This window comes from Chryseobacterium pennipullorum (assembly GCF_003384725.1).
GTDB classification, from domain to species: domain Bacteria; phylum Bacteroidota; class Bacteroidia; order Flavobacteriales; family Weeksellaceae; genus Chryseobacterium; species Chryseobacterium pennipullorum.
The window spans coordinates 186,394-199,628 of sequence record NZ_QNVV01000004.1 but is presented as its reverse complement, the minus strand read 5'-3'; the positions used below and the strand labels follow the sequence as shown (position 1 = coordinate 199,628).

At 37.6% G+C, this 13,235-nt stretch carries 7 protein-coding genes; all 7 read left to right on the top strand.

What is annotated here, in order from left to right:
* The first annotated feature begins 10 nt into the window (after positions 1-10).
* The gene (locus DRF67_RS07270; RefSeq protein ID WP_165851754.1) at positions 11-1,084 is read left to right on the top strand and encodes an RluA family pseudouridine synthase; all 1,074 of its coding nucleotides are present in this window, start codon (positions 11-13) and stop codon (positions 1,082-1,084) included.
* Positions 1,085-1,135: 51 nt separating this feature from the next.
* Entirely contained in the window at positions 1,136-2,086 is a 951-nt protein-coding gene (locus tag DRF67_RS07265) for a PorP/SprF family type IX secretion system membrane protein (protein ID WP_115927632.1), read from the top strand.
* 50 nt (positions 2,087-2,136) lie between these two features.
* The gene (gene hemW, locus DRF67_RS07260; RefSeq protein ID WP_115927631.1) at positions 2,137-3,261 is read left to right on the top strand and encodes a radical SAM family heme chaperone HemW; all 1,125 of its coding nucleotides are present in this window, start codon (positions 2,137-2,139) and stop codon (positions 3,259-3,261) included.
* A gap of 590 nt (positions 3,262-3,851) precedes the next feature.
* Positions 3,852-4,679: a cell wall anchor protein gene (locus DRF67_RS07255; RefSeq protein ID WP_115927630.1), complete on the top strand. Its 828-nt coding sequence runs from the start codon at positions 3,852-3,854 to the stop codon at positions 4,677-4,679.
* A gap of 6 nt (positions 4,680-4,685) precedes the next feature.
* The gene (locus DRF67_RS07250) at positions 4,686-5,174 is read left to right on the top strand and encodes a hypothetical protein (protein ID WP_115927629.1); all 489 of its coding nucleotides are present in this window, start codon (positions 4,686-4,688) and stop codon (positions 5,172-5,174) included.
* Between the two features lie 122 nt (positions 5,175-5,296).
* A complete protein-coding gene (locus DRF67_RS07245) occupies positions 5,297-12,160 on the top strand; it encodes an RHS repeat-associated core domain-containing protein (RefSeq protein WP_115927628.1) in 6,864 nt (2,287 codons plus the stop codon).
* Positions 12,157-13,095, top strand: a complete 939-nt coding sequence (locus tag DRF67_RS07240) for a hypothetical protein (RefSeq protein WP_115927627.1) — start codon at positions 12,157-12,159, stop codon at positions 13,093-13,095. Before DRF67_RS07245 ends, DRF67_RS07240 begins: the two co-directional genes overlap by 4 nt.
* Positions 13,096-13,235: the final 140 nt, after the last annotated feature.

Here is a 13,235-nt window from a genome sequence, read left to right as displayed (position 1 = left end):
CAGGAAAATAATGTCAGAAGATAACGAAGATTTTTTGGATGAAGAATTATTAGACTCCAACAGTATAGAAAACATCGATATTGATGAGGAAAATAAAGGATTGTATGAGCATCTTAATATCACTGTTGATGCCAAACAAGAGCCACTGAGAATTGATAAATTTTTGCTGATATACAGACAAAATTCTTCAAGAAATAAAATTTCACAGACCTGCAGAGCAGGAAATGTTATAGTAAACGGAAATCCGGTAAAGCAAAATTACCGCGTAAAGCCAGGTGATCAGATCTCTGTGCTGCTTACCCATCCGCCAAGGGAAAATGTGATTATTCCACAGGATATTCCTGTTAATATTATCTATGAAGATGATGATCTGGTAGTGGTGGATAAGGAAGCGGGGATGGTAGTGCATCCGGGATTCGGAAACTGGGATGGAACGTTGGTAAACGCCTTAGCCTTCCATTTCGAGAAGAACGGACAAAAGTCTGATCTTGACAGGGTAGGGCTTGTGCACAGAATTGACAAAGATACCTCAGGATTGCTGGTGATCGCAAAAAATGAATATGCCTTAAGTTTCCTAGCCAAGCAGTTTTTTAACAGGACTACCAAAAGGTTGTACTGGGCCTTTGTATGGGGGAACCTTCAGGAAGATGAAGGTACCATTAAAGGACATATCGGAAGACACCCTAAAAATAGAATGCAGATGTCCGTTTATGAGGATGGGAGCCAGGGAAAACATGCAGTTACCCATTACAAAGTTCTGGAAAGGTTCAAATATATGACCTGGGTAGAATGTAAACTAGAAACAGGAAGAACACACCAAATCAGAGCTCATTTCAGGCATATCGGTCATACCCTGTTCAATGATGAAAGATATGAAGGCCATACTCCTCTGAGAGGAATAAATCTTCCCAAATATAAACAGTTCATTAAAAACGTATTCGAAATTCTTCCAAGACATGCTCTTCATGCCCATACCCTGGGCTTTATTCATCCTACTACAAAAAAAGAATTATATTTTGAAAGCCCAATGCCTCAAGATATGACGGATGCCGTAAAAAAATGGAGAATTTATTTAGAAAACTAAAAATATATTGAGAATTTTTTTATATTTGTTGAATTGAAATCAAGATTTGTTATGAGAAAACTATATGCTATCGTATGTTTAGCTCTTTTGTCAAATGCATACAAAGCACAAGAATCACTACCATATTATCAACAGTATCTCTTGGATGGTGACTTCCTGTTCAACCCAGCTCAATACGGAAAAACAGACTACGTACAGCTCAATGCCATTTACCAAAAGCAATTTTCAAAATTCAGCGAATCCCCAAACGTACAATCAGTGGGAATCAATGCAAACATATTCGATAGAGTAGGTGCCGGCCTTACAGTATTCAGAGACAGTAACGGAGCAGAATCCTCCGGTGGTGTTACAGCGGGTGCTTCATATTTTATTCCTCTAAGTAGTGAAGGTGAAAGAAGAGACCAGTTCTCATTCGGTACAAGTATCAGTTTGTATAATAGAAATTTTGACTATTCAAAAATTAACACGGACGAGCAGGGTGACCCGTTATTAAGAGGTGATGAAAGTAATATTTTCATGGCTTATGCTAATTTCGGTTTGGCAGCTACTTATAAAAACCTTTTTGGAGGTGTTTCCGTCAATGATATCGCGTTAGGTAACGATAAACCAATCGTTAACGGATACGAACCTTCTCCTATTAAATTTTTCCTGAACCTTGGGTACAACTGGCATATTGCAGATAACATCATGCTAACGCCTGCTGCAATGATCAACCTGAATACAAACTCAACCAGAGTTATGGATTATAACCTGATGGCTACATTTAATAATGACATCAATGCCTTCTCTTTTGGGGTAAGCTACAGAGCCGCACAAAACAGATTCGACAGCCAGCAGCTTGAAATCGCTCCCATTGTTAAAGTGAGATTCAACAAGTTTATGATTGGAGCTACGTATAATCTTGGACTGTCTGATATCCAGAAAGAAGGAGGAAACAGTTTCATGATTGGTCTTGGTTATAACTTTGACAACTTCATTAATGTCAGAGGATATAGATATTAATCAATTTAATTTAAATAAATTTGAGCTCTGAATTTTTCAGAGCTTTTTTTATGATATATATTCACATTCCGTTCTGTAAGCAAAAATGCAGCTATTGTAACTTTCATTTTTCCACATCCCTGAATTTTAAGGATGAAATGATTCGTGCCATGAAGGCCGAAATCATGCTTAGAAATAATGAACTGCAGAACAGAACCCTGAAATCCCTGTATTTTGGAGGGGGAACTCCTTCCATTCTTTCCGTGGATGAGATCAATTCCTTAATTGATGAGGTTTTACGGTATTTCAGCTTTGAAAAAGATATTGAAATCACTCTTGAGGCCAACCCGGATGATCTGGATCAGAGTTTTTTGAAGCAACTAGCCGCAACTCCTGTGAACAGGCTTTCTATCGGGACGCAAAGCTTTTTTGAAGAGGACCTTAAACTGATGAACCGGGCCCACAATGCGTCTGAAGCTGAAAGCTCTATCAAACGTGCGCAGGATTTTGGTTTCGAAAACTTAAGTATTGATCTCATTTATGGGTCGCCAACATCTAATCTTGAAATCTGGAAGCAAAACCTCTATAAAACGATTGAGCTGGAAATTCCTCATATTTCATCTTATGCTCTGACGGTGGAACCTAAAACAGCTCTGGAAAACTGGATATCAAAAGGAAAAGTTCTAAGCCCGAAAGAGGAGGAACAGAACAGGGAGTTTTATTATCTGTCAGATTTCCTCAAAGATCATGGATTTGAACATTATGAAGTTTCTAATTTTGCAAAACCCGGATTCTACTCCAGACATAATTCTGCCTATTGGAAGTATCAGGAGTATTTGGGAATCGGCCCTTCTGCCCATTCCTATAACGGATTTGATACCAGAAGCTGGAATATTGCCAACAATCAGCAGTACATCAAAAAACTTTCAGATAAAACTCTGGCCAAAGAAGAAGAAATACTTTCTCAACAGGATCAGTTTAACGAAATGATTATGATAGGTTTACGGACCATTTGGGGAGTTGATCTTAGCCATCTGAAAAATAAATTTTCAGATCAGGTTCAGGAGCATTTCCGGACTGAAATAAAACCGAAAATAGAAGAGGGCGTATTGATTATTGAAAATGACCATTTAAAAATTCCTGAAAAGCATTGGTTTATGGCCGATGGAATTGCTTCGGATCTGTTTCTGGTATAATATCGGTGTATAGGTGAAAAGCTTTGCTGCGGAAAGCTTAGGTTTTTCATCTGAGGAAAAAAACAGAATTATCAAATAAGACCCCGGAAATTTTTTCAATATTTTGCTATTTCAAAAACTGTTGAGGGTTGATTTTAATTTTATAAAATAAATCTTTCTGATGTGAAAGTAAAATGATATTTTTACAAAAAACAAAACATCATGAAACAAAAATTATCTCGACCCGATTTTTGGCCGCCTCATTTCTTCGGTCACGAATCTCTTTATGTTTTACTAACTTATTGAATTTTAATGATTAATGGATATCTCAGTATCATATCCTTTTCGATTGCTGGATATGAAGTAAAATATACTTTATCTCGAAGAAATATTTCGTATTCGCCGGTATTGCAAGACTATCCAATTCTTACAGACAATTAAATTTTTATTTTTTTTAATGCGACAGGTTTTGTCGCAGTGTATCACGACATTTGACATGGTGATTGAAACGACAACGCCGATGAGGTGTTTTAATCACATACATTTGACTTATAGATACAAAACTAATGCAAATGTAATAACCTATCCGAAAACTACTTAATTATATAAATATGAGACGTACTTTAATATTTGCCTTTATGATGGCTGCCTCCAGTGTTTTCGCACAAAGCTGGAATGTTACCGGAAACGCCGGAACCAACCCTTCAACCCATTTTCTGGGTTCAACAGATGACAAGCCGATTGTCTTCAGACAAAACAACAAGCAGACTTTCAAGCTAGACGGCCAGAGTATCAACATTGGAAGCGGAGCTCCGGGAACCGGAAACCTGCAGTTGGCGCTTTCGCCTTGCAGCCGCTGTTATTCTCAGTGGGCTCAGCCGAATGATGCGGTGATGAGACTCTTAAGCGGGCAGAATCTGAACATCCATATGGATAACAACAATGCTATTGATCCCAATTCGGATACCAGTACACCGAACTCACCGGGAATTTCGAGAGTCCGTTTTTCTGATGGGGTTCATAAAAATTTATTAGTCCTTTTCAATACAGGAAAAGTAACCATGGGGACAGAAATGTATGACAATGATCCTAACTTTATTTTTTATGTGGGGAAAGGAATAAAAGCAGAACAGGTAAAAGTAGAAAGTCCTGCAGCCAACGGATGGGCCGACTATGTTTTCAAGAAGGACTATAAGCTTCGTTCTTTGGAAGAGGTAGAAAAACACATTTCAGAAAAAGGACATCTTCCTAATATCCCATCTGCACAGGAAGTGGAGAAAGAGGGAATCAATTTAGGGGAGATGGATGCAAAGCTTTTAGAGAAAATTGAAGAGCTTACCCTGTATTCTATTGAGCAGAATAAGCAGTTAAAATCTCAGTCTGAAGAGATCAAAGAACTGAAAGCACAGGTACAGCAGCTGCTTTCCACAAAAAAATAATCAGCCATGAAAAGAAAACTACTTTCCGTATTTTCTCTGCTGATCGGTTTTTTAGGTTATTCACAAACTGAAGTATACTTCAAATATGATGAAGCCGGAAACCAACGCTACAGGGGAACCAACAACGCAGGCAAAAAAGCACCTGAAGAAATTGTAAAAAAAGAAGCTAAAGCAGAAGAAGCTGTGAAAACAGCTGCTGTTACCAAACAGGAAACAGCCATTGATGAAAAAGCCTTCTGGAAACAGATCCGCCTTTATCCTGTTCCGGTCAACGATTATCTGACAATCGACTGGACAGAAGAAGTAGACGGGCTGATCGAATCGGTTTCGCTCTACCAGCACAGTACGGTTCACTGGAAATTCCAGCAACAGAATGCACCAGGGTTAAACCGTCAGGTGAAAATCAACATGACCGGATATGACTGGGGTGTTTACATTCTTCGATTTACGCTAAAAGACGGAAGAGTCTTCAGCAGAAACGTGACCAAAAGATAATGCCAGGGACTTAATTGTAAGCGTAATAGTATTGAAATGATACTATTTTTCAAATGCTCTCACGGGTATTTGCCAGCTCATCTTTACACATCAATTATCATTAATAAAATAACTAATAATATATGAAATCATTTTCAACATTGATTCTGTCCTTATGTTCAGTATGGTGTTTTTCGCAGACCATACTCTACCAGGCAGAATCGACCTCGCGGACGGTTCAGGATCCGCAGGCGGTGGTTCTGGCACAGGGATTCCTTGCCAGATCGGATGTTTCTAATCCATTTGTTGCCAAAATAGGTCCCGCTACAGACAATCCGGGTGGAGGGCCCGTGGATTCAGGAGCAGGCGCAGGCAATCCTTCCGGAACAACAGCACCACAGGGTAAAAGCTTCCACGACACCAAAGGAAATATTGAGGTTAACGGGGCAGGGCAGCTACAGTTTACCTTACCCATTGCTCTGCCTCCTGGGGTAAAAAGCGTGGCACCGCAGGTCAATCTTGTTTATACCAGTGGTGGCGGCAACGGAATTGCAGGCTACGGATGGAATATTTCAGGAACTACCTCTATTTCAAGGACCGGAAAAACTATTGAAAAAGATGGTGAAGTAAAAGGCGTTCAGCTGGATTACTCAGATTATTATGCTTTTAATGGCCAGCGATTGGTCTTAAAGTCCGGAGAATATGGAAAGGATGGAGCAGAATACGTTACAGAAAAATACTCCAATATTAGAATAAAATCTTTTGGTTCTACGGCAGGTCAGACATGGCAGGGCCCAGAATATTGGGAAGTAACTTTTGAAGACGGTTCTCAGTCATGGTATGGAGGTATCGGTACAGGGAACAGCACAGCCAGAACCCCCTTGGAATATAATATTGTAAAATGGAAAGATGCCCAGGGAAATTATATTACCTATAATTATACGCAAGCTCCCGCCAGTAATGTAGCTCTCATTTCAGCTATCAACTGGGGAGGGAATGAAATCGCAGGTAAAAGCCATTTTAATTCTATTGAATTTGCTTATTTGCCTAGAAAACTTAATGAAGTATCTTACGTAAAGGGAATTTTATTTAAACAGGATAAGATCCTCGACTTAATAAGCGTTAAAGCTAACGGATCTCCTTTTAAGAGTTATTCGGTAAAATATACGACGACACAAAATCTTGTTAATAATGATTCTAATAATAAAGTTAATTATGATTTTGTAGAAAAGATTATTGAACTCAATTCGGAGGGTAAAGAAGCCAATCCTATAGTCCTCTCAACAAACCCTTTAGTTACAGGTTCAAATGAATTTGATTTTGCTGAGTATGACAGTGTTATTACTACCGGAGATTACAATGGTGATGGGCTGGTTGATTTCATTGTTAGACAGCCTGCACAAAACGGCAGGCCTGAAGGATACTATCTATATTTTGATGCTGTAAACAATAGTAGCCCTTCATTTGTTTATTTAGGAGCCACCAGTACCTTCTGGCCAAGCAGTGGCTTAACTACCGTCAATATAAAACCTGCTGATAATTTTATTAAACCTAGGCAGGGATTAGTCATTACAAAGGCCAATGTAGGATCTAATCCCCCTTCTACAGGGGACATAGAACTAAAATATTACTCAATAAAAAGTGATGCTTCGGTTCTTAATACCTACAACAATCCTTTGGTACTGGAATACGCAAAAACAATTCAAAGTAATACCTACCTGTTTAATAGCTCTATATATCCGCCTGAGACCGATCCCGAGTATATGGGAGGTCTTAATCAATCGGGGATGGCCGTATTAAAAGAAGTAGATATTGATTCGGATGGAATGTCTGAACTGGTTTTGCCAATACAGGATAAAAAATGTAAATATGTGGTCATTGTACCTGATCCTCCTAAAGGAAGGTGGCAATGTAAGACGTTGGGATACAGGTATGTGGTTGTAGATAATGATAATATACAAAATAATACGATCAGCATTATTCCCGGAACTACTCCTAAAAATATCTTAAGTAAAGGAGGAATTGTGGATTTTGATAATGATGGAAAACAGGATATTATGTTTGTTGACCCAGCTAACTCCAATGTGAGTGTCAGCTATTATACTACAGACTATACCCAGCCATCTCCCGTTATCAAGACTATTGATACTCCATTGAATAACTTAAATCAGTATGAATTAAAGAAAGCAAATAATACCTATACTTTAGATCTAAAGAAAACTTTTTCTATAAAAGGAATTATTGATGGAATTCAATTCGGTGACTTGAACGGAGATAAGAATATTGAAGTATTATTGCCGGTACATAATTTCACTGATGTTACTGTTCTTGGAGGATGGTCAATTTACCTGAATACAGGAAATGGATTAGAGGAAAGCGTTCAAGGACTAATGTTTTACCGACCGTTTGATGTCACAGCTGTTGGAGCGAATTCCTTCTCTAATCCCAAATTACTTGATTTAGACAATGATGGGAAAAGTGAGATTGTTAATTCTGTTGTAACGTTCTATCCAAACAATCAACCTTATACAAACTGGTATGTTCAGAGTTATAATGAAGCCAAATATGATCCTTCCAATACACAATTCAAATGGTCGTTTACCAATAGAACACTGTATAACTCTACGAGAAATAAAGCCATAATTAGTCCTGTATTTGGGGACTTCAGAAGCAATAATGCTTCTTCAAAAATATTATTCCTGGTCAAAGGGATAAGCGGTAATAATGAAAGAAAAATAATAAGCTATAAACATTATAGCCTCACCCCGGATAAAAATATCTCATTAATATCACAAGGATCCCAAAATTATCATATCGATTATAAAGAACTTGATCCTGCAGTTAATTCCAATATTTATGCTCCTGTAAAAAAGGAACAATATCCATTTGTGGAAATGGACAGGCTGTCTCAGACTTTTGGAGTTTCTCAAATTCGCCAAACCGATGGTCAGGTTGTTCGGAAACAGGATTTCAGATACCGGGGTTATATTGCTAATTTACACGGAAAAGGCGTCATGGGTTTCCGTCAGTCTGCCCGTTCTTCCTGGTATGCTGATGGTTTTGAGAATACCAAAATATGGGCGGGGACTGAAATGGATCCTCTACAGGAGGGAGTTCCGGTAAAGGAGTGGTCGATCAGAACCAATAATGAAAATCAGATATTCCCAACAAATATTTCTGAGAATAATACCCAGTTATTAAGCTTTAAATCTACTACATACCAAATAGATAAGTTGGTGAATGGCCAGGTGGTGAGCAGTGTTGCTGATGCAGACAAGCCTAAAGTGGTAACCGCTGTTGGTCCTAAAACCAATAAAACCAAAGATTTTTTGACGGGTACCCTTACTGAAAGTACCATAACGTATGGGAATTATTATCTTGCGGCACAGAGTGTATCGAACGTTAATGCCGGCTATGGGATCACAACATCAACATTTGAATATAATCATAACCCTTCAGGAATTGGCTCAGACTATTATATAGGGCGTCCAAAATCAAAGACTGATGCAGTACAGGCATACGGTGATATAAAATCTACCAAAGAAGAATTTACGTACGAAAATAACCTTGTAAAAACTCTGAAGACCTGGAATCGTGATAATACCGGATATCTTCTTGAAACCTACAATTATGATGGCTTTGGAAATATCACCGGAAAAGTAATCAGCAATAGTGTTGATCCACAAACTCAGACGACTACAAACGAATATGATCCGAAAGGAAGGTTTGTTGTAAAGAAAACGGATAATCTGGGATTAGAAACCTCAATCACGTATAACAATTGGGGACAGGTTTTAACTCAAACCGATCCATTAGGAAATGTTCTTACCAATACGTATGATAGCTGGGGGAAAATTTTAACTTCAAAGTCTAATATAGAAGGAACCACTACGTATCAGTATGAAAGAGATAATGACTCGAATATCATTGTTTCACAGAATGATCCGGATGGTAATATTTCTAAAAAGTTCACCAATAAGCTAGGACAGGAATATAAATCTTCTATCAAAGCTTTCGGGCAAGGACAGTATCTCACTAAAGTTATTTTATATGACGCAGTAGGAAGAAAGGTTTCTGAATCCGAACTTACCTTAAGCCCAGATGGTTTAGGCGGTCCATGGAATCTCATTGCTTATGATGATACTGTATTTCCTACAAAGGTAACAGCCACCTCATATAAAGATCTGAAGCTTGAAACTTCGGTTTCAGGCTTAACCACAACCATAAAAGAACTTAACGGCTATCAAAGGACAACTTCTAAAACGGCAGATGCGTTAGGAAATGTGATTTCAAGTACTGATAAGGGAGGAACAATTCAATTCTCTTATAATGCTGCCGGAGAACAAATCCGGGCAAAGTATGCCGAAAATATCGTTACGACCGAATACGATCCATGGGGAAGAAAATCAGAGTTTAATGACCCTTCCAATGGGATTTATAAATATGAATACACCGGTTCCGGGCAGATTAAAAAAACGATCAGCCCCAAGGGAACGAAAGAGTATACGTATAATACACTGGGACAGCTGATCTCCCAAAAAGAACTCTCTACTCATGATGGTGGGCAGGCAACTAATAAAATAATTTCTTTTACGTATGATAATAAAGGAAGGGTCATTGCCAAGTCAGGAACTTCCAAAGGGCAGCCCTATAGTAATAATGTTTCCTATGATCCACAAGGGAGACTGCTGTCTTCATCCGAAAGCAGCAATGGTAAATATTTTATTCAGAAGGGAATTACCTACGATGATAAAGCAAGGATTATATCCTACGAAAAGCAGTTGTATTCTTCCGGTACTTTAACTAAAGTACAAATAGAAAATGTGTACAGTGCCTGGAGTGGTGAGCTCTATCAGGTGAAAGACAAAACCTCAGGCAGGATTCTTTGGGAGCTAAAAGAGACCAATTCCAAAGGTATGGTGGTAAAAGCTAAACTGGGGGCCGTAGAAATCAATAATTCTTATGATTTTGTTGGTTTCTTAACGAAGATCAACCATTCATCCGCAGTAAAGCCGGGTATTCTCCAGATCTCTTATGCTTTTGATGCCATTAAAAACGAACTTAAAAGCAGGACTACTGGAGGTGATTTTAATATTGTAGAATCTTTTGATTATGATGATAACAACCGTTTGGTAAACTGGACGAATCCTGTAACAGGAATAAAGCCAACAACCAACAGAAATGTTTATGACGTCAAAGGAAGAATCACTCAAAACGACCAGGTCGGAACGATTAAGTTTGAAAATTCTGCAAAAATCTACCAACCAACCGGTATGACACTGAATGCAGCGGGAACCCAGAATTATAACAATGACCTGATTCAGACTATTACGTATAACGAAAACAATGATCCTGTATTCATCGATGGTGAAAAAGGAGATGTAGCTTTCCAATATGGATTGACTGCCATGAGACAAAGAGTTACCTATGGGGGTAATTTCAATGCTGACGGCGATGGTAAATTCACCAAGTATTATAGTGGAGATGGAAGCTATGAAGTGATAAAAGACAATATCACTGGCAAGGAAAAGCATGTCATTTACATTGGAGGAACACCATATGAATCAAACATCGTATATCTAAAGAACTTTACAGAAAACAACGGTTCTTACAGATTTTTACATAAGGACTACATTGGAAGTATCTTAGCCATCAGTGATGAAGCGGGAAACAAAGTAGAGCAAAGACATTTCGATGCGTGGGGTAATTTTACTCATTTGCAGATTGGAAACGGAGCCATTATTACAGATAAAAATATAATTGATAATACTTCGTTATTGGTAGACAGAGGCTACACCAGTCATGAACATTTTGCAGAAATAGGCATCATCCATATGAATGGCAGGTTGTATGATCCACTATTGAGAAGATTCTTAAATGCAGACGAAAACATACAGGATCCTTACAATACCCAGAATTACAATAAATATGGGTATGTGCTGAATAACCCACTTATGTTTAATGACCCAAGCGGTGAGTTTATTTGGTTCTTAGGAGCAGCATGGGCAGCGTCTCATTTGTTTTTAGCAGGAGTTATTACAGCAGCAGTTATTGGTGTAGCAGTCGGTTTGGCAGCCTACTCTTTAGGAGTTGCTATAAGTGGAGGAAAATGGCAATTGGGAGGAGCTCTCAAATCTATGTTATGGGGAGGGGTAAGCGGAGCAGTCACCTTTGGAATAGGAAGTGTGTTTACTCCGGCAGCAGGAACAATACTTACTGTGACAGATAAAGTGGCAAGCGCCATGGCACAAGGCTTGGTACATGGTTTTGCACAGGGGACTTTATCTTTAATGCAGGGCGCTAATTTTGCTCACGGATTTGCAGGTGGTGCTTCAGGGAGCTGGGGAGCCTCTCTATTCGGGGCAATAGCCGGCAGTTTTGCCAATAGTGCAGCAGGTACTGTATTGTCGGGAATGGTCTTAGGAGGTGTAGGAGCAGAGCTTACAGGAGGAAATTTCTGGCAAGGCGCTGTCATTGGAGGCACAGTTGCAGGATTAAATCACGTGGTGCATAAGGTGGATGGACCAGGAAAGCCGGGTAAAGGGACTCGAGATTGGTTGGGAGATGGGAAAGATGTTGTTTATGATGGAGAAGGTTATTTTGGATCAAACTATATTGGTCCAGGTCCTGATGTAGATCCTAACGAATTGCTTAGAGCAGGATTAAAACCATTGGATATGGTTGATCAAGCAGCTTTTGAACATGACAGAGCGTATTATGAAGCAAATACGGGAGGCGTAAAAGGAGCTTTATTTGAGAAATCAATCGCGTATGCAGATATGGCTTTAGCAAAGAATGCTATGAAAGTTATTAATGGTTATAAAAAAGGACAAATTGATACTATAACTGGGCAAAAAATATCACAACGAACCTATAACATGGCAAGATTAGTTTACGCAGCCTTTAAAAGTATTGACTATCAAAAATCTTTTAGAATAAATGTTAATAGTAAGGTCAACCATTTCTATAATACTGTTATTAATCAAATACCACGAAGTATAAGATGAGTAAGGTAATTTATATGTTTTTATTAATTCTTTTATACTCCTGTAACCAAAGTAAAAAGAAGTCCAATTTGAATGGGTTTGATGTTTCACCTGATACTAAGAATATAGTTTTTTCCTATAAAGTAGATTCATTATATCTCGTATGTACTCAACCTATAAATAATGGAAGGCCATCAATTATTTTTAAAAGCTCAGGAAATTATGTCAATCCGAAATATATTAATAATGGGAAAACTATAGTTGCTTTATATTATCCGCACAATGATTTAGTTCCTGAATTTCATTTTTATGATACAGCAAGTCATAAAATAAATAAAAGGGTTAAAGTTGATCATGGATTTATTTCTGATTATATATTTTTACCATCTAACAAAATATTTTACCTACAAGCAAGAACGTTTCAATCATATTCTAAAATTGCTCCAAAAGCTTATCATGATTTTGATATCTATGAACTAGATTTGAATACTCTAAAATCAAAGAGAATTTCAAATCTGAACTCATATTCTATGCGAGAAATTTTAAATGTGGGAAAAGATAGCTTATTAATTTCTAGACAAGGCGAGCCAAATGAAAGTGGACTGTTTTTATTTAATATTAAATTGGACAATAAAGACCAGAATGTACTTAATAAAATTAAGATCGAAAATGATACTTTGCGTAATTCTACTTTATATAGTAATCCTGTAATATTGTCTAATAATAATATTTTATGTGCATCATCATACCAAATGGTTAGATTGGACTTAAAGGCTAAAAAAGAGCATCCTGTTTTACCATCAACAGGATATCACTATAATATTATAAGAAATGTGAAAGATTTAATTTTTTATCAACAAAATGATAATACGAACAATATTTATTATTTTAATTTAGGTGATAAGAAAATAAACTTTTTGAATATTACGCTTGGCAAAAAGGATGTAGCAAAATAAACTATTAATAACGGATATAAATCTGATACAAGCAATATAAAAATCAACGAAACTGAATAAAGAAAAACTAATAATTTTTAACAAAAAGTAAATAAAATTTGTGACACTGGTACGAGCATTTTCCCGTAGCAGTTTTAGAA